Genomic DNA, 19,469 nt, shown 5'->3' with positions numbered 1-19,469 from the left:
CGTCAGGCTGGGGGCATGAGCAGAAACCTTCTTTTGACCCTGGCCCTACTGGGCGGCACCCTGATGAATATGCAGGCCCACGCGCAGGTCAGCGTGACCGATATTCCCGCCCTGCCCCAGAGCGGCGCGTCCCGCCCCAGCACGACGCCTGCGCCCACCCAGGGAACTCCCGTGACGCCGCCCACCGTAACCACCCTGCCCGCCGTCAACCCGCCACTGGCACAGCCCTACACCGCCACGTTAGAGGGACCGCAGAGCGTGCAGGCAGGACAGGACAGCATGTGGAATGTTCTTTTGACCAACACGGGTGACAAGACCATCAACCTGCAACACGGCGCATGTGACGTGCGTTTCGAGGTGGTGAACGCAGCAGGTCAGGTGGTCCGCACCACGCCGCAAGACGCCATCTGCACGCTGCAAATCGTGGGGACCGACGTGGCCCCCGGCGCAACGGGCGAGTTGCAGAAAATCCGCTGGGAAGGCAAGGACGATCAGAACCAGAACGTGCCCGCCGGAACCTACACCATCCGTTCGGTGTTCAACGGCGACGGCGTGCTGATCCGCCCGGCAGACCTGACCATCACCGTGCGCTGATCCAGACTCAGACAGGAAGCGGAGGCCAAAGCAAACGGCCTCCGCTTCATCTTGCCTTTGACCCCTTGCTACAGACCCGCGCCCCTGAACGTGCTGTAGTGGACGCAGCATGACTGCAACTCCCAATTCCTCCAACAGCAGGCGCAAGACCGCCATCATCATCGGCTCCGGCATCGGCGGGCTATCGCTGGGCATCCGGCTGCAAAGCCTGGGCTTCGACACCACCATCCTGGAGCGCCTGGACGCGCCGGGAGGCCGCGCCTACCAGAAGCGCACCGAGGACGGTTACGTGTTCGACATGGGACCAACCGTGATCACCGTGCCGCATTTCATTGAGGAATTATTCGCTTTGGAACGCGACAAGGGGATGCTGGGCGAGCCAGATTACCCGCCCCACACGCTGACCGAGGACGCCCGCGTCAAGTCTGGCGAGAGCGGCGGCCCACGCACCCGCGATTACGTGAAGCTGGTGCCGATCCTGCCGTTTTACCGCATTTATTTCGACGACGGCACCTATTTCGACTACGATGGCGATCCCGAAAGTACGCGCCGCCAGATCGGCGAACTCGCGCCGGAGGATTTAGAGGGCTACGAGCGCTTCCACGCCGACGCCCGCGCCATTTTCGAACGCGGCTTTCTGGAGCTGGGCTACACGCACTTCGGCGATATGCCGTCCATGCTGCGCGTCGTGCCCGATCTGATGCGCCTGGACGCGGTTCGCACGCTGTTCTCGTTTACCAGCAAGTATTTCAAGAATCCCAAGATGCGGCAGGTCTTTTCCTTTGAAACGCTGCTGGTGGGCGGCAACCCACTGAGCGTTCCGGCCATCTACGCCATGATCCATTTTGTCGAGAAAACCTGGGGCATCCACTACGCGATGGGCGGCACCGGGGCGCTGGTGCGCGCCTTCGTGCAGAAGTTTGAGGAACTGGGCGGCACGCTGCGCCTGAATGCGGGCGTAGAAGAGATTCTGGTCACGGACGGGCGCGGCCAGCCCGTAAAGCGTCCAGTCGGCAAGCGGACGGCGCGCGGTGTGCGGCTGGAAAACGGCGAGGAACTGCACGCCGATATCGTGGTCAGCAACGGCGACTGGGCCAACACCAACCTCAAGCGCATTCCCGCCGCCGCCCGGCTGGTCAACAGCGACGTGCGCGTGAAAGCCGCCCGCCAGAGCATGAGCCTGCTGGTCATCTACTTCGGCTTCCGCGACGATCCGGCCCGCCCGCTGGACCTGCGCCACCACAACATCATCCTGGGGCCGCGTTACGAGGAACTGCTGACCGAGATTTTCGGGCAGAAGGTGATGAGCAAGGACTTCAGCCAGTACCTGCATGTGCCGACGCTGACCGATCCCACATTGGCCCCCGCTGGACACCACGCCGCGTACACCCTCGTTCCCGTGCCACACAACGCCAGCGGTCTGGACTGGGCGGTGGAGGGGCCGAAGCTGGTGGACCGGGTTTACACCTTCCTGGAGGAGCGCGGCTACATCCCAGGGTTGCGCGAACGTCTGACGCACAGCGAGTACATCACGCCCGAGTATTTCGCGGGCACGCTGGACAGCTACCTGGGCAACGCGTTTGGCCCGGAACCGGTGCTGATTCAGAGCGCGTATTTCCGCCCGCACAACCGCTCAGAGGACATCGCCAACATGTACATGGTGGGCGCGGGCGCGCAGCCCGGCGGCGGCACCCCCAGCGTGATGATGTCGGCCAAGATGACGGCCCGCCTGATCGCCGATGATTTCGGCATCCACAAGGATGTGCGGGACGGCGTGCCAGAAGTCGTTGAGGAACTGATCAGGGAAGTGGCGAGCGCGACGGACTGAGCCAATCCATACAAGAACGCCGCCGAGAAGCTGAATCTCGGCGGCGTTTTTCAAGTCACTCCGTTCAGGGCAGCGTATTCCCCGCCGCCAGCAGGATCGCGTACCACTCCTCGCGGGTCAGGTGAACATCCGCCGCTTTCAGGCAATCGGCCAGTCGCTGCGGGGTGGTGGTCCCCGTCACGGGCTGCATCTTGGCCGGGTGGCGCAGAATCCAGGCAATGGCAATGGTGGTGTTGCTCACGCCGTACTTGGCAGCAATTTCATCAATTTTGGCATTGAGTTCGGGGAATTTGGGGTTGTCCAGAAAGACACCTTCAAAGAATCCGAACTGGAAGGGAGACCACGGCTGGATGGTGATGTCGTGCAGGCGGCAGTAATCCAGGATGCCGCCGTCGCGGTTGACGGCCTCGTCGTTTTCCATGTTGACGTTGAAGCCCTGCGTGATCATCGTGGCGTTGGTGATGCTCAATTGCAGTTGGTTGGCAACTAAAGGCTGCCGCACGTATTTCTTGAGCAATTCAATCTGGCGCGGGTGCTGGTTGGACACGCCGAAGTGCCGCACCTTGCCCTCCTGCTCCAACTGGTCAAAGGCGGCGGCCACTTCCTCCGGCTCCACGAGGGCGTCGGGGCGGTGCAGCAACAGAATGTCCAGATAATCGGTGTTCAGGCGTTTCAGGATGCCGTCCACCGAGGCCAGGATATGTTCTTTGGAGAAGTCAAACATGCCGGGGCGGATGCCGCACTTGGATTGCAGAATCATCGTCTCGCGCACGCTGCTGCCCACGGCGTCGGCGAAGATTTCCTCGCAGGTTCCCTTGCCGTAAATGTCGGCATGGTCAAAGAAATTCGCGCCCGCGTCCATCGCCGTGCCGATCAGCGTCTGCACTTCTGGCTTGCTCATGGTGTTGATTCGCATCATGCCCACGGCGACGACGGGCACATCCAGCTCACTGCTTCCGAGTTTGATTGTTCTCATGACCTGCATTGTGCGTCAAAACTGGCCCGCGAGGTCTCATCTTCAGTTTACCGTCGGCACCCACCACCAGCCGCCGATGTCGTGCCGCCCGGCCCGCCGCGCCGCCGTCTGTGCGCCCCGGTTCTCCCCGTGAATGGTGCCGCTCAGCACCCGTCCGTCTGCGGGCAGGTGACGGGCCAGCAGAATGGAGAGGGAGGAGCCAAGGCCGTGGCCGCGTGCGTGCGGGGCGAGTAGCATTTCCTGAACCACCTGCGCGGACAAACCGAGTTGAGTTTCGGGCAAAGTTCCCGCGTACCCGCTCCACCCGCCGCGCCAGATCACGTCAAACATGGTCCCGGCGTCAATGGTGTCCTGCAAATCTTCCTCCGAAAGCAGGCCAGCCTGACCGGGATGCTTCGGATGGGCCGCATCCACGGCGGCGTAGGCGGCCTGAGCATCGGCATAATTAGAGAGATCAGCAGTCGGCTTGAGGCTCAATTCGGGCGCAACCTCTCCCCCAGCCAGCTCAGCCAGCGGCGCGGCCAGCACACGCTGATCGGGGCGCAAACCAGAGAAACCCTCGGCAGCACTCCAGATGCGGAGGCGGGGCGGGGGGAAGTCGCCGTATTCGCGCAGAGCGGATTCAATCAGCGCGGGGAAATCCTGGGCCAGGACAGGCCGAGAGGTCACGCTGACATCCACGAACGGTTTGCCCACATCCATTCCCTTAAACCGGATGCTGAGCATGGCATCCAGACCGGGCGAAACCGTGACCCAGCGGTTCAGATACGCCTCTGCGGGCGGGCCGACGTTGATAAATTCGGCCCGCTTCCCCGCCAGTTCCAGATCGGTGGCGAGTTGGAGGTCAAAGGCGTGTTCCCCGGCCAGATTCGCCAGCCGTTCAGGTTCAGGACACCAGTTCAGCGTCAGCGGGTGTTGGACAGCCAGAGAGAAGCGGGCCAGTTCGGCGGGGGTTGGCAGGTGTTCAGAAATCACTGACTCCAGCGTAAATCACAAGCGACGCCGAAGGCATGGGCCGCATGGCTTACACGCGCTTCTGCTACCCTGAAGACCAACCTAACGAGCGTTAGTTTCCCCAGTTGCACCAACTGCCGGAGGACCGTATGAAGACCAAGAACGAGTGGATGAGCAGCGTTTATGGCCCTGCCACGCAGAAATTCCCCGAGCGCAAATACAACTTCACCAACCTGTCCGACATGGACCCCGAGCCGATCTATACGGCAGATGACCAGAAGGACTGGGACGCCGAGCGCGATCTGGGCTACCCCGGCGAGTTTCCGTACACGCGCGGCGTGCAGCCCAGCGTGTACCGGGGCAAGCTGTGGACCATGCGGATGTTCGCGGGCTTCGGCAGCGCCGAGCAGACCAATGAGCGTTTCCACGCGCTACTGAAGGCCGGGCAGACGGGCCTGAGTACCGCCTTTGACCTGCCCACCCTGATGGGCTACGACTCGGACCACCACTTCTCGCGCGGCGAGGTGGGCAAGTGCGGGGTGGCCGTGAGTTCGCTGGCCGACATGGAAATTCTATTCGGCGGCATTGACCCCGAAACCGTCACCACGTCCATGACCATCAACAGCCCCGCCAACGCCATCTGGGCCATGTACATCGCCAACGCCCAGAAGCAGGGCAAGGACCTGAACAAGATCGGCGGCACCATCCAGAACGACATTCTTAAGGAATTCATCGCCCAGAAGGAATTTATCTATCCGCCCGCGCCCAGCGTGAAACTGGTGATCGACACCTTTGAATGGGGTCCGAAAGTGGTGCCAAAATGGAACTTCATTTCCGTCAGCGGCTACCACATCCGCGAGGCCGGGGCGACGGGTGTGCAGGAGCTGGCCTTCACGCTGGCCGACGGCTTCCATTACGTGGAAAAGGCGCTGGAGCGCGGGCTGGACATTGACGAATTCGCGCCGCGCATCAGCTTTTTCTGGGACATTCACAACGACTTTTTTGAAGAGATTGCCAAGCTGCGGGCCGCCCGGCGAATCTGGGCGCGGCAGATGCGGGACCGCTACGGCGCGAAGAATCCCAAATCGTGGATGCTGCGAACGCACTCGCAGACCGCCGGGGTCTCGTTGCCCGCGCAGCAGCCGCTGAACAACATCGCAAGGGTAGCGATTCAGGCGCTGGCCGCCGTGTTGGGCGGCACGCAGAGCCTTCACACCGACGCCTTCGACGAGGCGTTGGCCCTGCCCACCGAGGACGCCGCCACCATCGCCCTGAGAACCCAGCAGATCATCGCCTATGAAACGGGCGTGGCGGGGGTGGTGGACCCACTGGCAGGCAGCTACTACGTGGAAAAACTGACCGACGACATCGAACGGGCTGCGATGGGTTACATCGAGCAGATTCGCATGATGGGCGGTGTGGAAGAGGGCATCGACAACGGCTTCTTCCAGCTTGAAATGGCTGAGGCCGCCTACCGCTACCAGCGTGAGGTGGAGACCAAGAGCCGCATCATCGTGGGGGTCAACGACTTCGTGCAGGACGCCGTGCAGGTGCCGATCCAACTGATCGACCCCGAGGTGGAGCGCGTGCAGGAAGCGCGGCTGGCACGGGTGCGCCGCGAGCGTGACCCGGCGCGGGTGGAAAAAGCTATTGAGGATCTTCGCCAGAGCGCGGTGACCGGGGCCAATTCCATGCCCGCCTTTCTGGAGTGCGCCCACGCCTACGTGACGCTGGGTGAGCAGATGGACGTACTAAAAACTGTATATGGCGAGTATGTGGAACCCGCAGTGGTGTAACGGCTGATCTGAAGATGGACCGCTGGGGAAATCTTGCGGTCCATTTTTTAGGTCATTCCAGACGCGCCCGCAAGGTTTGAACGCCGCTCATCCACTCGTCCGCATCGGCATTGTCGGCCCACTGGTCCGGCAATTCGCTATCCGGGCCGAGAACGCGGGCCACAGCTTCCTGCGCCAGCTCCTGCAAGTGGGCCAGGTCTGCCGGGTCCGCCTCCTGAATCCAGACGCGCAATCCGGCGTTGGTAATGTTCTGCGTTTCGCCGTCCAGCACGGCAGCCAGAATCTCGGCGGCGGCCAGGGTGCGGTGGCCTTCTTCGGCGGCCAGAAAGTCGGTGTCGGGGTCCAGCGCCACGTCGAAAGCCTCAGCCAGGGCGAACGCGCCGTCCTGCACGACTTCATCGGCAAAGGCCGCCCCTGCCTCGTTTTCCATTGGGCCAGTTCCCCAGATGTCCATGCTTCAAGTTTAGCCATTTCAGGGCCTAGAGCAGTTGTTTAGGATTGCGAACGAGGGACACTCCCAAAGGTGCCAGCAGGGCCTGAAAGCCAGCAATCAGGCCGTCATCACTTGCCCTGATATGCACGTCTCCCTCATGACATAGCAGGACTTGCCACGGTATCGGGGCTTCACCCTCAAGAAAAAGGTCATCTCGGCCCAACTGCATTCCAAACTGCTGCCGCTCCGCAATCAGGGATAGCAAGTCGGATATGGCTATCATCTGAGGCTGCCACTGCAACGCAGGGAAGTCCGGGTGATCTTCCAATGCAGATTCGGTCCACCCATGCATGACCTCTATGCGCTCAATACCACACCGGTTCAGGAAAGCGACGATTGCTTCCAACACACGCGGCCATATTGCCTCTTCTAGGGGAACGGGGAAGGTAGTCCATTCCGGCACTGGATTGTTCAGGGGCAACGAGGAGAGGACTGCGCCAGCCGGTCCGCTGGAATCAGAGGAATGCTCCCTGTCTCGGGCAACCCCCTGAATTGGGCCTCGGTGCCCACGAAGAATTTCAGGCTGGGCGAGGTCCGAAACTTACAGGTGATGGCCTCCTGGCCTTCCCGTGCGGACGACACGCTCACCTTGCCGCCGTTGACCGACGCACCCCAGACCAGACCGCCCTTGCCCCAGCCAGTCTGCGGCAAGTCCGTGAATTTGCCCCTGGCGTCCACGAATTTATAGACGTCTTGCGCCCAGCCCTGCGGTTGACCAGAGGAGGTCTTAAGAAGACTGTTGCTGGACACCGGAAAAACCCGGTAACCGTCCAGCAGCTTCAGTGAGGGCGCACCCTTGACCTCGTATTCCACCAGCACCCAGCCGCTGTACCCCTGCGGAATCAGAAAGAGGTCTGGCGTGCGCTCCGGGAACCCGACACACCCTGCCAGCAGCAGTGGGGCAAGGCCCAACGGCCAGAACCTACGCACCGACTTCCTGATGCCCGTAGCGCCGCTCCACATACGCCTCCATCAACTCCTGAAACTCCTCGGCAATGCGCGGGCCTTTCAGCGTGGTCAGGAGCTTACCGTCCTGGTACACCGGGGCGCGCGGGTCTTCCCCGGTGCCGGGCAGTGAAATGCCGATGTTGGCGTGCTTGCTCTCGCCGGGGCCGTTGACGATGCAGCCCATCACGGCCACCTGCATGTCCTCCACCCCCGGATATTTGACCTTCCAGTCGGGCATGGTGTCCCGGATGTAATCCTGAATCTTCTGCGCCAGTTCCTGAAAGAAAATGGACGTGGTACGCCCGCAGCCGGGGCAACTCGTGACCTGCGGCGAGAATTGGCGGATGCCCAGGCTTTGCAGGATCTGCTGCGCCACCTCCACTTCCAGCTTGCGCGAGGCACCGGGTTCGGGGGTCAGACTGACGCGGATGGTATCGCCAATCCCTTCATTCAGCAGCGGCGCGAGGGCCACCGACGAGGACACGATGCCCTTCATGCCCATGCCCGCCTCGGTCAGTCCCAGGTGGAGGGGGTAATCGCATTCGGCGGCCAGTTGGCGGTAGACCTGCCACAGCTCGGGCGCGCTGGACACCTTGACCGAGATCAGAATCTTGTCGTGCGCCAGCCCCAGTTCCTCGGCGTAGGCGGCACTTTCCAGCGCGGAGACCACCATCGCGTCAATCATCACGTCGGTGCCGGATTTCGGGCTGCCCTTCGCCGCGTTGGCATCCATCAATCGCGCCAGGACCTGCTGATCCAGACTGCCCCAGTTCACGCCGATGCGGACGGGTTTATCGAATTCTTTTGCCACTTCGATCATGGTGGCGAAGTTGGCGTCGTGGTGCTGCCCAGCTCCGACGTTGCCCGGATTGATGCGGTACTTGGCGAGCAGGCGGGCGGTTTCGGGAAACTCGCGCAGCAGGATGTGGCCGTTGTAGTGGAAATCGCCCACGATGGGAACGCTCAGGCCCACCTCTTCCAACCGGGCAATCAGCTCTGGAACGGCGGCGGCGGCCTCGCGTGTGTTGACGGTCACGCGCACCAGCTCCGATCCGGCACGGGCCAGTTGGGCCACCTGAATAGCGGTGGCCTCGGCATTGGCGGTGTCGGTGTTGGTCATGCTCTGCACGACAACCGGGTGGGCGCTGCCGATCAGGACGCCTCCCACGTTGGCGGTGACGGTCTGGCGGCGGGGATTCATGCCCGTAGTTTACGCGGGGCCGGGCAGGAGGTTCAGGAAGCCGGGTTACGGGTGGGGTGCGCCGCTTCCATTGCGCCCAGCAGGGCCGCTAATCCAACCTCCAGCCCGCCTCTGGGGCCACTCGCGCCGAACATGCCGCTGCGTTCCAGTTCCGTAAAGCCGTGCAGAAAAGTCCACAGGGCGACGGCGTGCGCGGTGTCGTCGGGGTTGCCACTCAGGCGGCCCACCACATCCAGCAACGTGTTCCAGAGCTGCTTGCCCGCCGTACCCATGCGCTGTCCCTGCGGCAACTGATCGAGCTTGAGCAGCAGCAGCGCATACAGATGCGGGTGCTGCCGGGCGTAGTCCAGATAGGCGTGCGAGGCGGCTTCGGCCTCAGCTCTGGCGTCTTCTCCATTCGCGCCCCCAATCAACGCCTCTCGCAAGGCCAGCGCCGCCCGCTCGCCCAGCGCCAGCAGCAACGCCTCGCGGCTGGCATGGTGGCGGTACAGGCTGCTGGGGCGCACGCCCAGCACGTCAGCCAATGTCCGCATACTCAGTCCCTCGGGGCCGGAAGTTTCCAGCAAGTCCTGGGCGGCATCCAGAATCTGTTCGGGGTTCAGCTTGGCGGGATAGGGCATCAAGAACACTGTACGTCTTGACAGTGATAATCTGTAGACGTACAGTGTTCACTATGACTACGGACATCGTTCGTTTACGGGTCAGCCCGTGGGAGGTGCTGACCTTCAGTCTGGAGATTGCTGCGCTGGCCGCTGTGGCCGCATGGGGCAATCAAGTCGCCGGATGGCCCGGACTGTTCGCCGCGCCGCTGGCTTTGGCAGTATTCTGGGGAACGTTCCTGTCTCCACGGGCCTCCCATCCTTTCCGGGGACCGGCCTGGCCGCTGGCGAAACTGGCCGTCTTTGCGCTGGCCTGCGCCGCTGCCCTGACCACCGCTGGCCCACTGCCCGCCGCCGCGTTCCTTGGCCTCGCCCTGCTCAGCGTCCTTCAAGGGGGAACCAGATGAGTCAGCCTGTTCAGCGCCTGCCGCCCCTCCGCCACGCCCAGTTCGGAGTGATCAATTCGTATCTGGTGCCGGAGGAAGACGGATTTACCCTGATCGATGCAGGAGTCCCCGGTCTTGAGCGGCATGTCCTGGCGGTGATGAAACGCACGGGCAAGGCGCTGCGGCGCGTGGTGATGACGCACACCCACCCGGATCACATCGGCAGCGTGGCCGCACTGAAAAAGGCGTTCCCTGACCTGGAAATCCTGGTGGGCGCGAACGACGCAGAGCAGATGACCCACCACGGAGTCCGCGCCGCGCCTGCCCGGCTGCTGCACAGTGGCGACAGCGTGGGCAGCCTGCGCGTGCTGGACACACCCGGACATTCGCCGGGGCATCTGGCCTTTTTTGATGAACGCGACGGCACCCTGTACGCGGGCGATACCTTCGTAGGCATCCCCAGCTTACGGGTGGCCAGCGTCGTGAACGCAATGTTCCCGCTGCCCTCCATCGGCACGGAGGATCTGGCCCGGACGGTTCGCAGCGCGCGGGAACTTCTGGATGTGCCCGCCCGTTTTCTGGCGCTGGGGCATGGGCGAGTGCTGCGTGACCCGCTGCCCGCCATGCGCCGCGCCGTGGAACTGGCCGAGAAAAATACCCCCCCCCATCCCCTGATTCTTCGGCTGGCCGCCACGATCAGCCGCCGCGCTGGAATTCCCGCCGAACTGGCTGACGTCACCCGCTGGCCCACAAAATAGGGTGGAGAGGCAAACGCGCCCCTCCACCCCGGTCAGCTTTCTTATACGCCCAGATACGCCTTGATGATCTCCGGGTCGCCCATCAACTCCTTGCTCGGGCCTTCCTTGACCAGACTGCCCAGTTCCAGCACGTAGGTTCTGTCCGTGACCTTCAGGACCTGCCGCACGTTCTGCTCCACCAGCAGCACGGTCAGGCCCAGTTCGCGCAGGCTGCCGATCACGCGCATGACTTCGGAGACCACCAGCGGGGCCAGGCCCAGCGACGGCTCATCCATCAGCAGCACTTCGGGTTCGCTCATCAGGGCGCGGCCAATCGCCACCATCTGCTGTTCCCCGCCGGACAGGGCTGCGGCGGCAGAGCGGCGTTTCTCGGTCAGGCGCGGAAAGAAGTCGTAGACCTTTTGCAGGTTCTCAGCGCGGTTTTTCTTGGTGCGCGGCAGGTACGCGCCCATGATCAGGTTTTCCTCCACGGTCATCTGCCCGAACAGTTGGCGGCCCATCGGCACATGCGCCACGCCCATATCGGTGATCCGGTGCGGCGGCACGGCGTTCAGGTTCTGCCCCCGGTAGGTGGCCGTTCCTGCCCGCGCCTTCAGCATCCCCGACAGCACGCGCAGGATGGTGCTTTTGCCACTGCCGTTGCCGCCTACCAGCCCGACAAGTTCACCCTTATCCACATGCAGCGACACGCCGAACACCACCTGCACCTGCCCGTAGGCGACTTCCAGAGTATCGGCCTCCAGCACGCGTTCGCCGGGGGCGTAGCCGATTCGGGCGGGTTGGGTTTGGATGGTGGTCATATCGGGCCTCCGGCCTGTCTAAGGGTCTGAGGGTCTAAGGGTCTAAGGAAAAGAGGTGCTGTTCTTGGACCCTTAGACCTTTTGACCCTCAGACGCGGAGCAAAGCGACTCCTAATCACTGTCGTCCCCCAGATACGCCCGGATCACGTCCGGGTGGGCTGCCACCGCATGCGGATCGCCCTCGGCCAGCAGTTCGCCAAAGGCCATACAGATGACGTGATCGGACAGGCTCATGATGACGTGCATGATGTGTTCCACCATCACGATGGCGAGGCCCGACTGCGCCAGCGTGCGGATCAGCGCCACCATCTCCTGCTGTCCCGGCGGGTTCAGGCCCGCGATGCTTTCATCTAAAAACAGCACCCTCGGCTCCAGCGCCAGCACCTTCGCCAGTTCCAGGCGGCGGCGGCGGGCCAGATTCAGTTCAGAGGCAGGCTGTGTGGCGCGGTCAGCCAGCCCCACGCGCTCCAGCACGGCGTAGGCATGGTCCTCGGCCTTGCTTCCCCGGTACTTCAGAAATGCCGCCACCAGCACGTTTTCCAGCACACTCAGGTCTTCAAAGGGGCGCTCCACCTGAAAGGTGCGGGCCATGCCCATTTTGGCGCGGGCCTGCGGTTGCATGTTGGTGATATCGCGCCCGTTGTAGCTCACCCGGCCACTGGTGGGACGCACAAAACCCGTCAGCGCGTTGAAAAGGGTGGTCTTCCCCGCCCCATTCGGCCCGATCAGGCCCAGGATTTCGCCGGGGCGCACCGCCAGCGAGATGTCCTTGACTGCCACCACACCGCCAAAACGCACGGTGATGTTCTCGGCCTTCAAAATCGGCGGGCCGGAGGGGGCGTGAATGGGCTGCTCGGGGGTTTTGCTCAGCGAAGGAGCCGTCATCTCGCCGTTCCCAGCTTGCTTCCAGCCTTCTGAAACAGACCCATGATGCCCTGCGGCGCGAACAGCGTGACCAGCAGGATCAGAACGCCGTAAATCAGCAGGTTGGCGCTGCTGAACACGTTGCGGAAGACCTCGCCGAAGATGCTCAGCAGCAGCGCCCCGATCAACGGCCCCTGGATGGTGGTGCGTCCACCGATGATCGCCAGCAGCGCGATCTGGATACTGACGGGCAATTCCAGCAGCGTGTGCGGCTCGAAGGCTTGCAGATAGAGGGCATACAGACTGCCGCCCAGGGCCATCAGCGCGGCGCTGAGCATGAACGCCAGCAACTTCATGCGGGCCGGGTCAATCCCCAGCGCCCGTGCGCCGTCCTCGTCCTCGCGCACCGCCTGAAGCGCGTAGCCCATGCGTGAGCGGCGGATCAGATGCGTGATCACCAGGGTCAGCACCACGAAGCCGAAGGCCAGCCAGTATTCGGTCTTGCGGTCAAACAGGTCAAAGCCAAACAGCTTGGGCAGCTCCGGCATGAACAGGCCCTCCGCGCCGCCCGTCCAGTCGGAGTTGATGGCCACCAGACGGATGACCAGGGCCACCGCGATACTGGACAGCGCAAAATACGATCCCTGGAGCCGGAAGGTCAGCCAGCCCCACACCGCCGCCACCGCCACGGCAATCACAATACCGATCAGCGCGCCCCACCACGGGGCCAGCGGCGAGGACAGAAACGGCGGCAACCGCTCGGGCGTCGCCAGCAGCGTCATGGTGTACGCCCCGATGCCCAGCAGCGCGGCGTGTCCCAGACTGGTCTGCCCCGCCCAGCCGCCCAGGATGTTCCAACTCATGGCAAACCCTGCGAACAGCAGCGTGGAAATCCCGAAGTTCATGGCCTTGCCGAACACGAACGGATAGATGAACAGAATGGCCACAAGAGCGACGCTCAGCCATACATTGCCGAAGGTGAGGGCGCGGGGGCGGGCTGCGGTTGAAGAAATGGCAGTCATGTGGGCCTCTGGGGCGAGATGGCGCGTAGGAAGCAGTGAGCGGGCGACAGTTGGAGTGTCAAAGGGCTTGAGCATCCCAGGCTTCTGGCCCCTCCCCACCTGCGGGGGAGGCTGGGAGGGGGGGCCACCGGGCAGGCCGAAACTTCAAATAAGTTGCCCTGGCCCCTCACCAGCAACCTTCCCCCATCAACCATCAACACAGCTCCCCTCATACCCGCTTCACCGTTTTCCCGAACAGGCCCTCTGGCCGCAGCAGCAGCACCAGCAGGAAGGCGATCAGGCCGTAGGCGTCGCGGTAGTTGTTGCTGACATAGAAGGCTCCCAGCGACTCAATGACACCCAGCACCAGCCCGCCCGCAATCGCCCCCGGCAGGTTGCCCAGGCCGCCCAGCACAGTCACGATAAACGCCTTGGTCACGTAATTCTCGCCCACGGTGGGAAAGGTGTACAGCAGCGGCATCAGCAGCACGCCCGCGATGGCGGCAAACGACACGCCCACACCGAACACGATGGCCTGAATGTTGGAGGTCTTGACACCCTGCAACTCCGCGCCCAGCGGATTTTGCGCGGTGGCGCGGATGGCGCGGCCCAGCTCGGTGCGGTACAGCACCAGATTCAGGGCCGAGATCGCCAGCACCGTTCCCAGCCCGGCGATCAGCAGCGACACGCTGACCTGCACGCCCGCGAACTTGAAGGTGTTGATCGCATACGGCACGTTGATGCTCTGCGGCTGCGCGCCAAAGCCCAGCAGCAGCGTGTTGCTGATAATCAGCCCCAGGCCCAGCGTGGCAAGCAGGCTGCCCTCGCCCAGCCGGTCTCCCAGGCGTGCCAGCACGAAGCGCTGGATCACGTAGCCCAGGCTGAAGCCGATGGGCGCGGCCACCAGCAGGCTCAGGTAGGGGTCCAGGTTGAACGCCTTGAACAGCGCCAGCGTGATGAACATGCCGATGGCGAGAAAATCCCCGTGCGCGAAGTTGATGATCTTCATGACGCCGAAGATCAGGCTCAGGCCAGTGCCGATCAGGGCGTAGAGGCCCCCGGTCAACAAGCCTTGAACCAGGGTTTGAAAAAACGCCGTGACGGCGACTTGATCCATGTCGTTCTCCTTGAGTGGGATAGGGGTGACAGCGAGGTCTGAGGGTCTGATTTTTTAGCCCACTCGTGGGGGAGGCTGGGAGGGGGGCCACCGGGCAAGCCCCTCCTCCGCTCTCCTTTACTTTTTCGGCAGGACGATCTTGCCCGTCGCCGCGCTGGCCGGGCCGATGGTTACAAATTTACCGCCCTGAACCTGCGTGATCAGGCCCACGACGCTGTTCTGGTTCTGGTATCCGGCGTAATCGCGGAAGGTGACCGGGCCGAAAGCGGTGTTCAGCTTGGTGCTTTCCAGCGCAACGCGGACTTTTTCGGGATCGGTGCCGCCGCGTTTGATGGCGTCGGCAGCGGCCAGCATCGCCGCGTAGCTCTGGGCGGCGTGCTGGGAGGGTTCCTCACCGTTCAGCGCGGCTTTCAGGCGGGTGTTCAGGCTGGCCGCGCCCGGATATTTCACGTCGGCGTTCCAGACCATCGTGACCAGAAAGTTCTCGGCAGTGGACCCCGCACCCTTCAGGAAGTCGGGCAGGGCGAAACCGGTGGCGATGCCAGAAATGATCCTGGGGGCCAGTCCCACCTCTTTCACCTGCTTGGCGAGGGCCACGGCGTCTTCCTCATAGCTGGCAAAGATCACCACGTCGGGGTTCTGGCCCTTGTAGCGGTTCAGCAGCGGGCGAAAGTCGGTCAGGCCCTTGTCGTAGGTGTCCTTGCTCAGCACCGTGAATCCGGCGGCAGGCAACAGTTTGGTGGCGTCGGTCAGCACGCTCTTGCCAAAGGCGTCGTTGCTGGTCAGCACCACCGCCGTCTTCATCCCGCCGATCCGTTTCAGCTCGTCAATCAGGCTGCGGGTATAGACGCTGCTCTGGTTGTTGACGCGGAAGGTGTATGGATTGCCCGGCTTGGTGATCGTCTCGTCGATGGCCGTGGCAACGAGCAGCGGCACCTTGACCCGCGCCAGATACTGCGACAGCGGCTTGGTAATTCCGCTGCTGTACGCACCGATAATAACCGGCACTTTCTGATTCACCAGTTTCTCGGCGGCGTTCAGCGCCTTGTTGGTGTCGCTGGCATCGTCTTCCAGCAGCAGCTCCAGCTTCTGGCCGTTCACGCCACCCTTGGCATTCAGTTCGTCAATGGCAACCTTGAAGCCCGCCTGCTGCATGGCCCCGAAAGTGGCAAATCGCCCCGAGAGGCTGGTGATGGCCCCGATCTTGATCGTGCTTTGTGCAGAGGCCAGCGAGAGGGAGAGGAGGGCGAGGGCGGTCAGGGTCTGAATTGGGCGCATAGGTGTGACCTCAGTTGAAAGTTGAGTTGGAAGGCGAACCCCTCAGTCTGCTTCGCAGCCAGCTCCCCTTAAAGGGAGCCGAGAAGCGCGACAGGCATGGCAATTCCGAAACTCTTGCCTCCCTTCTAAGGGGAGGTCCCCCGAAGGGGCGGACTCGCAGAGCTGCGGAGCAGAGGGGTTAAGTCGCAAGTAGCCGCCCCGGAAACCCGCCGCTAAATTCTTACTTGCGCTCAAACGTCAGTGCGCGGGGGATCACCGACTTGGGATACACCGGCACGAATGCGCCCTTCTGCACCTGCTGCGCCACCATTTCCAGCGGGTTCTGGTTCTTGAAGCCGTCGTAGTCCTTGAACTGGATCGGGCCGAAGGCGGTCTGAATGTTGACCGTGCCCAGCGCCGCACGGACCTTCTCGCGGTCCACGCTGCCCGCCTTGTTGATGGCGGCGGCAGCGGTCAGCACACCCGCGTAAGCCTGTGCGGCGTGGTAGCTGGGGTCTTCCCCGCCCAGCGCCTTCTTGAGGTCCACATTCAGCTTCTGCGTGCCGGGGTAGCGAAGCTGCGGAATCCAGGCGGTGGCGGTCACGACATTCTCGGCGGCGGCCCCACTGTCCTTGACGAAGCTGGGCAGCGCGAATCCGGCAGCGCCCCCGGCGAACAGACGCGGCTTGACGCCCACCTCGCGTGCCTGGCGCATCAGCGCCACACTGTCCTCGGCATAGCTGACCATCAGGATGCCGTCGGGGTTCTTGGCTTTAATGCGGTTCAGGACGGGGCGGAAATCGGTCAGGCCCTTGTCGTAGCGCTGATCCTCCATCACCGTGATGCCATACTCCTTGGCAATGCTGTTGGCGGCGTCGGCCACGCTCTTCTCGAACGCTCCCGTCCCGGCGATGATCGCCATGCTCTTGAACTTGTTGGCCTTGAAGATGTCCAGAATCACGCGGGCGTAGGCGCTGGCCGGCTGATTCAGGCGGAAGATGTAGTCGTTGCCGGGCTTGGTGATGTCGTCACCGCTGGACGTGATGACCAGATTCGGCACCTTCTGGCGGGCCAGATACTGCGCCTGCGCCTTGACCAGACTGGAGGAATACTCGTTGAGAACGAGCGGCACGCCCGCGTTGACCAGACGTTCGGCGGCGGCCAGCCCCTTGTTCACGTCGCTGGCATTGTCCTCGATGATCAGTTCCAGCTTCTTGCCCAGCACGCCGCCGTTCTTGTTGACCTCGGCCACGCCCACCTTGAACCCGGCCAATTGCATCTTGCCAAATTCGGCGAAACGCCCGGTAACGGACGTGATCGCGCCCACCTTGATGGTGTCCTGCGCGCTGGCGCTGGCGGCGAGGGTCAGGGCGAGGGTGAAGAGGGCGGTCTTTTTGAGAGATGTACGCATGGTGTTCTCCTTGTGAGGCCGGGTATCGGCAGTGGAATTCAGGGGGTTGTGCTGTGTCGGTTTCGCACGCTCTGGCACACGCGACCGAGGTGTTCGCGCATAGCGTTTTCGGCGGCGGGGCCGTCGCGCTGGCGCAGGGCGCGTTCAATGGTGCGGTGTTCCTCGTGGCTCTGGCGCAGGTGCCACGGCTCGTTGACCATCAGCGGCGCGGCCAGCCGCATCTCGCGGGCCAGCAGCGCGGCGTGCCGGGCCAGCCGGGTATTGCCGCAGGTCTGGGAAACGATCTCGTGAAAGCGCAGGTCCAGTTCGCGGAAGCTGCGGGCGTCGCCCACCGCCGCTGCACCCTGGGCGTCCAGCACGCCGCGCAGCGCCACCAGATCGGTGTTCGTCATGCGTTCGGCGGCGTGACGGGCAGCCAGACTTTCCAGGCTGATCCGCAGCTCGTACAGCTCCAGCACATCACCCAGCTCTAGCCGCGCGACTTCCACGCCCCGGCGCGACTGCTCCACGGCCAGACCCTCGCCCACCAGCAGCAGCACGGCCTCGCGCACGGGCGAGCGGCTGACGCCCAGTTGGCGGGCCAGTTCCGGCACACTCAGGCGCGAACCAGGGGCAAGGTCTCCGGCCAGAATGGCGGAACGAAGCTGATCGCGCACCACATCCACGACACGGGCGCTGGCAATCGGTTGCAACAGAGGATGACCTCCTTTCAGTCGTCAGGTCTGACCTGCGAACGACTGCCACATGAAGAGTTTTTGAACAGGGAGAGTGTTACATGTAGAAAGCAGGAATGCAAGCGCGGTATGAGACTTGACCTGTGCAGATCCGCGCCCAGATTGCTGTGCAGCTGCCCTGGAACGCGGAAAAGTTGACGTGGGGACAGATGGCAGGGCGCGGGGCACTGAATCCACTTGCACTGCAAAGTAGGCGGATTCCATGCCAGGGCTAAATCGCCTTCCTGCGCGAGCACAGGGTGGAAACGGGTGGACTGTCATCGTCACCCGCCACTGGGGAGAAGCTCACCCAGACGGCCTACAGAAAAGTGGCGGGATGAATGGACGAGATGTTTCAGGGCAGCGGGGTCACTCTCAATGCGGCGAGCAGGCAACTTCCAACTCCGGGGTTGAGGGTTGAGCCACCCACTCCTCCCGCTGCGCTATGCTGCCTCCCACATGTCACACGCACCAGATTCGGCGCTGTATACGCAGTGGATAGAGTTGCTCGGCTGGCTGGAAGCCGGAGCGGCGGCGCGCGGCCTGACCTTTGAGAAGGTGGCCGATTTCCCCGACTACATCTACCGCATGGAACGCCCCTATGACCTGCCCACCACGGTCATGAGCGTCAGCGTGGGCGTGGCCGGGCAACCACTGATCCTGGCAGCCGTCAGCCCCCGCCATGTGGACCTGAAAGGCGTCAGCCTGCGTCTGATGGGCGGCAGCAAGCACTGGCACCTGCACGCCGGGCAAACTGGACTGCTGGAAGGCAAACGGCCCTTCACACAAGAGCGGCTGGACACATTAATGGACGGGGCTTTGAGAGGAGTTGCTTAAAGAAAGTCTCAGTCCTTATTTGATACAGGTTAGAGAAGGTCAAACGCGGTGATGATCCCAACAACATCACCGTCTTTATCCTTAACCAAGATTGGAATAAACTGACTCTTTTCCATTTTTTCAATGACTTTTTTCAGATCATCTTTAGTATTTACAAATTCTGCTTGAAGTAGTTTCAATTGATCTGCCTTGATCAGATCGCTCAATTTCTTGCTATATTTATCGGTTTTACTCAATTTTGTCCATATTTTAGAAATTTCAAAATCACTAACGAAATAATAATCCTCTTTAATTTGTATTGGTATATAAGAATAAGAGTTCTCAAGAATTATACCTCTTATCTTATATAAATAATCTTTTTCTCTAGCAAAAACTACAGAACTACTCATAAAATCTTCAGCGTTGTATAGCATCTCTGCTAGCTCTCCTTCAACGAAAAGAGCGAATTCGCTGGCCCTTTTGACAACACTTCTTGCAAATGGCCCACGATGAGCTTTATCATTGCGGGCGTCTTTTATTTGAGTGAATAGTTTTTCAATTTTTGCTTGAATTTTTACATCAAAACCAAATAATTGGAGATATATATCTTTATAACCGCCCATTCCCATTTCTCTAGTTCTTTTTAACTCATACGGACTCCGATTAAATCTTGTAGACTGTCCAGATCAAAAAATTCTTCTCTTCCATCCAACTCCAGCACTCCGCTGACGACTTCTGGGCCATTTATCGGGCCAGTACCTGCGCTGTGGAGCGGCGCAGAGCGCAGTTCTTTGCCTTCCTTGCGGAAGGCAGAACAGAAACTGAGCTTTTGGAACTGACCAAATACTCCGTCTCTGGGGCGCGTCACATTTTGCAGCGGTATCACACCCTGGGGCTGGACGGTTTAGGGGATGGCCGGGCGCACAACCAGGGCGCACCCACGGTGCTGAGTCCAGA

General features: G+C 62.0%; 21 protein-coding genes. 6 read left to right on the top strand and 15 right to left on the bottom strand.

Translation table 11 applies throughout. From position 1 onward, the window contains the following. Nucleotides 1-15: 15 nt before the first annotated feature. Complete coding sequence (locus tag BOO71_RS11670) at nucleotides 16-594, top strand: hypothetical protein (protein WP_075832501.1); 579 nt, start codon at nucleotides 16-18, stop codon at nucleotides 592-594. A 109-nt stretch (nucleotides 595-703) separates the two neighbouring features. After that, nucleotides 704-2,422: a phytoene desaturase family protein gene (crtI, locus tag BOO71_RS11665; protein ID WP_075832499.1), complete on the top strand. Its 1,719-nt coding sequence runs from the start codon at nucleotides 704-706 to the stop codon at nucleotides 2,420-2,422. Between the two features lie 64 nt (nucleotides 2,423-2,486). Here crtI and BOO71_RS11660 read toward each other — a convergent pair whose 3' ends face one another. Together BOO71_RS11660 and BOO71_RS11655 are read right to left on the bottom strand one after the other, a co-directional pair. Beyond that, a complete protein-coding gene (locus tag BOO71_RS11660) occupies nucleotides 2,487-3,398 on the bottom strand; it encodes an aldo/keto reductase (protein WP_075832853.1) in 912 nt (303 codons plus the stop codon). Nucleotides 3,399-3,440: 42 nt separating this feature from the next. Continuing rightward, on the bottom strand, nucleotides 3,441-4,373 hold the full coding sequence (locus BOO71_RS11655; protein ID WP_075832497.1) for a hypothetical protein: 933 nt from the start codon (nucleotides 4,371-4,373) through the stop codon (nucleotides 3,441-3,443). A 128-nt stretch (nucleotides 4,374-4,501) separates the two neighbouring features. Between BOO71_RS11655 and BOO71_RS11650 the strand changes: the two genes are divergently transcribed. Next, nucleotides 4,502-6,148: a methylmalonyl-CoA mutase family protein gene (locus tag BOO71_RS11650; protein WP_075832495.1), complete on the top strand. Its 1,647-nt coding sequence runs from the start codon at nucleotides 4,502-4,504 to the stop codon at nucleotides 6,146-6,148. A 52-nt stretch (nucleotides 6,149-6,200) separates the two neighbouring features. On the opposite strand, the gene BOO71_RS11645 is transcribed toward BOO71_RS11650, so the two are convergent. The 5 genes from BOO71_RS11645 to BOO71_RS11625 all read right to left on the bottom strand — a co-directional run bounded on the left by BOO71_RS11645 (nucleotide 6,201) and on the right by BOO71_RS11625 (nucleotide 9,410). Then, a complete protein-coding gene (locus tag BOO71_RS11645; RefSeq protein ID WP_075832493.1) occupies nucleotides 6,201-6,602 on the bottom strand; it encodes a DUF4259 domain-containing protein in 402 nt (133 codons plus the stop codon). Between the two features lie 25 nt (nucleotides 6,603-6,627). Beyond that, nucleotides 6,628-6,990: a hypothetical protein gene (locus BOO71_RS11640; protein WP_075832491.1), complete on the bottom strand. Its 363-nt coding sequence runs from the start codon at nucleotides 6,988-6,990 to the stop codon at nucleotides 6,628-6,630. A gap of 62 nt (nucleotides 6,991-7,052) precedes the next feature. Further along, nucleotides 7,053-7,553: a DUF6843 domain-containing protein gene (locus tag BOO71_RS11635; protein ID WP_075832489.1), complete on the bottom strand. Its 501-nt coding sequence runs from the start codon at nucleotides 7,551-7,553 to the stop codon at nucleotides 7,053-7,055. A 10-nt stretch (nucleotides 7,554-7,563) separates the two neighbouring features. Next, the gene (ispG, locus tag BOO71_RS11630; RefSeq protein WP_075832487.1) at nucleotides 7,564-8,790 is read right to left on the bottom strand and encodes a flavodoxin-dependent (E)-4-hydroxy-3-methylbut-2-enyl-diphosphate synthase; all 1,227 of its coding nucleotides are present in this window, start codon (nucleotides 8,788-8,790) and stop codon (nucleotides 7,564-7,566) included. Nucleotides 8,791-8,822: 32 nt separating this feature from the next. Beyond that, nucleotides 8,823-9,410 carry a TetR/AcrR family transcriptional regulator gene (locus BOO71_RS11625; protein WP_075832850.1) on the bottom strand — a complete coding sequence of 196 codons (588 nt, stop codon included), beginning with the start codon at nucleotides 9,408-9,410 and terminating at the stop codon, nucleotides 8,823-8,825. Between the two features lie 53 nt (nucleotides 9,411-9,463). Here BOO71_RS11625 and BOO71_RS11620 point away from each other — a divergent pair, with 53 nt between their 5' ends. Both BOO71_RS11620 and BOO71_RS11615 read left to right on the top strand, forming a co-directional pair. Further along, a complete protein-coding gene (locus BOO71_RS11620) occupies nucleotides 9,464-9,796 on the top strand; it encodes a DUF2568 domain-containing protein (protein ID WP_083653367.1) in 333 nt (110 codons plus the stop codon). After that, on the top strand, nucleotides 9,793-10,533 hold the full coding sequence (locus BOO71_RS11615; protein ID WP_075832484.1) for an MBL fold metallo-hydrolase: 741 nt from the start codon (nucleotides 9,793-9,795) through the stop codon (nucleotides 10,531-10,533). The genes BOO71_RS11620 and BOO71_RS11615 overlap by 4 nt, the downstream gene beginning before the upstream one ends. A 41-nt stretch (nucleotides 10,534-10,574) precedes the next feature. On the opposite strand, the gene BOO71_RS11610 is transcribed toward BOO71_RS11615, so the two are convergent. The 7 genes from BOO71_RS11610 to BOO71_RS11580 all read right to left on the bottom strand — a co-directional run bounded on the left by BOO71_RS11610 (nucleotide 10,575) and on the right by BOO71_RS11580 (nucleotide 17,675). Next, complete coding sequence (locus tag BOO71_RS11610) at nucleotides 10,575-11,333, bottom strand: ABC transporter ATP-binding protein (protein WP_075832482.1); 759 nt, start codon at nucleotides 11,331-11,333, stop codon at nucleotides 10,575-10,577. Nucleotides 11,334-11,444: 111 nt separating this feature from the next. Beyond that, entirely contained in the window at nucleotides 11,445-12,218 is a 774-nt protein-coding gene (locus tag BOO71_RS11605; protein WP_075832480.1) for an ABC transporter ATP-binding protein, read from the bottom strand. Continuing rightward, on the bottom strand, nucleotides 12,215-13,219 hold the full coding sequence (locus BOO71_RS11600; protein ID WP_083653366.1) for a branched-chain amino acid ABC transporter permease: 1,005 nt from the start codon (nucleotides 13,217-13,219) through the stop codon (nucleotides 12,215-12,217). The genes BOO71_RS11605 and BOO71_RS11600 overlap by 4 nt, the downstream gene beginning before the upstream one ends. Before the next feature lie 208 nt (nucleotides 13,220-13,427). Further along, on the bottom strand, nucleotides 13,428-14,315 hold the full coding sequence (locus BOO71_RS11595) for a branched-chain amino acid ABC transporter permease (RefSeq protein WP_075832478.1): 888 nt from the start codon (nucleotides 14,313-14,315) through the stop codon (nucleotides 13,428-13,430). A 117-nt stretch (nucleotides 14,316-14,432) separates the two neighbouring features. Further along, nucleotides 14,433-15,593 carry an ABC transporter substrate-binding protein gene (locus BOO71_RS11590; protein WP_075832476.1) on the bottom strand — a complete coding sequence of 387 codons (1,161 nt, stop codon included), beginning with the start codon at nucleotides 15,591-15,593 and terminating at the stop codon, nucleotides 14,433-14,435. Between the two features lie 220 nt (nucleotides 15,594-15,813). Continuing rightward, a complete protein-coding gene (locus BOO71_RS11585; protein ID WP_075832474.1) occupies nucleotides 15,814-16,983 on the bottom strand; it encodes an ABC transporter substrate-binding protein in 1,170 nt (389 codons plus the stop codon). A gap of 38 nt (nucleotides 16,984-17,021) precedes the next feature. Beyond that, nucleotides 17,022-17,675, bottom strand: a complete 654-nt coding sequence (locus BOO71_RS11580; protein ID WP_254843133.1) for a GntR family transcriptional regulator — start codon at nucleotides 17,673-17,675, stop codon at nucleotides 17,022-17,024. 480 nt (nucleotides 17,676-18,155) lie between these two features. Here BOO71_RS11580 and BOO71_RS11575 point away from each other — a divergent pair, with 480 nt between their 5' ends. Beyond that, the gene (locus BOO71_RS11575) at nucleotides 18,156-18,533 is read left to right on the top strand and encodes an NADH-quinone oxidoreductase subunit 15 (RefSeq protein ID WP_075832470.1); all 378 of its coding nucleotides are present in this window, start codon (nucleotides 18,156-18,158) and stop codon (nucleotides 18,531-18,533) included. A gap of 29 nt (nucleotides 18,534-18,562) precedes the next feature. On the opposite strand, the gene BOO71_RS11570 is transcribed toward BOO71_RS11575, so the two are convergent. Further along, the gene (locus BOO71_RS11570; protein WP_175607432.1) at nucleotides 18,563-19,135 is read right to left on the bottom strand and encodes a CBS domain-containing protein; all 573 of its coding nucleotides are present in this window, start codon (nucleotides 19,133-19,135) and stop codon (nucleotides 18,563-18,565) included. Nucleotides 19,136-19,469 lie beyond the last annotated feature (334 nt).

The sequence above is a fragment of the Deinococcus marmoris genome, assembly GCF_001949125.1.
GTDB lineage: Bacteria > Deinococcota > Deinococci > Deinococcales > Deinococcaceae > Deinococcus > Deinococcus marmoris_A.
The sequence above is the reverse complement of the archived record's forward strand: the minus strand, read 5'-3'. Positions and strand labels throughout refer to the sequence as shown.

Bases quoted from the DNA above. Each gene is read 5' to 3' on its own strand.
- BOO71_RS11670 (WP_075832501.1), top strand. From the start codon at position 16: ATGAGCAGAAACCTTCTTTTGACCCTGGCCCTACTGGGCGGCACCCTG.
- crtI (WP_075832499.1), top strand. From the start codon at position 704: ATGACTGCAACTCCCAATTCCTCCAACAGCAGGCGCAAGACCGCCATC.
- BOO71_RS11660 (WP_075832853.1), bottom strand. From the start codon at position 3,398: ATGAGAACAATCAAACTCGGAAGCAGTGAGCTGGATGTGCCCGTCGTC.
- BOO71_RS11650 (WP_075832495.1), top strand. From the start codon at position 4,502: ATGAAGACCAAGAACGAGTGGATGAGCAGCGTTTATGGCCCTGCCACG.
- BOO71_RS11645 (WP_075832493.1), bottom strand. From the start codon at position 6,602: ATGGACATCTGGGGAACTGGCCCAATGGAAAACGAGGCAGGGGCGGCC.
- ispG (WP_075832487.1), bottom strand. From the start codon at position 8,790: ATGAATCCCCGCCGCCAGACCGTCACCGCCAACGTGGGAGGCGTCCTG.
- BOO71_RS11625 (WP_075832850.1), bottom strand. From the start codon at position 9,410: ATGCCCTATCCCGCCAAGCTGAACCCCGAACAGATTCTGGATGCCGCC.
- BOO71_RS11620 (WP_083653367.1), top strand. From the start codon at position 9,464: ATGACTACGGACATCGTTCGTTTACGGGTCAGCCCGTGGGAGGTGCTG.
- BOO71_RS11615 (WP_075832484.1), top strand. From the start codon at position 9,793: ATGAGTCAGCCTGTTCAGCGCCTGCCGCCCCTCCGCCACGCCCAGTTC.
- BOO71_RS11610 (WP_075832482.1), bottom strand. From the start codon at position 11,333: ATGACCACCATCCAAACCCAACCCGCCCGAATCGGCTACGCCCCCGGC.
- BOO71_RS11605 (WP_075832480.1), bottom strand. From the start codon at position 12,218: ATGACGGCTCCTTCGCTGAGCAAAACCCCCGAGCAGCCCATTCACGCC.
- BOO71_RS11600 (WP_083653366.1), bottom strand. From the start codon at position 13,219: ATGACTGCCATTTCTTCAACCGCAGCCCGCCCCCGCGCCCTCACCTTC.
- BOO71_RS11595 (WP_075832478.1), bottom strand. From the start codon at position 14,315: ATGGATCAAGTCGCCGTCACGGCGTTTTTTCAAACCCTGGTTCAAGGC.
- BOO71_RS11590 (WP_075832476.1), bottom strand. From the start codon at position 15,593: ATGCGCCCAATTCAGACCCTGACCGCCCTCGCCCTCCTCTCCCTCTCG.
- BOO71_RS11585 (WP_075832474.1), bottom strand. From the start codon at position 16,983: ATGCGTACATCTCTCAAAAAGACCGCCCTCTTCACCCTCGCCCTGACC.
- BOO71_RS11575 (WP_075832470.1), top strand. From the start codon at position 18,156: ATGTCACACGCACCAGATTCGGCGCTGTATACGCAGTGGATAGAGTTG.
- BOO71_RS11570 (WP_175607432.1), bottom strand. From the start codon at position 19,135: ATGGGCGGTTATAAAGATATATATCTCCAATTATTTGGTTTTGATGTA.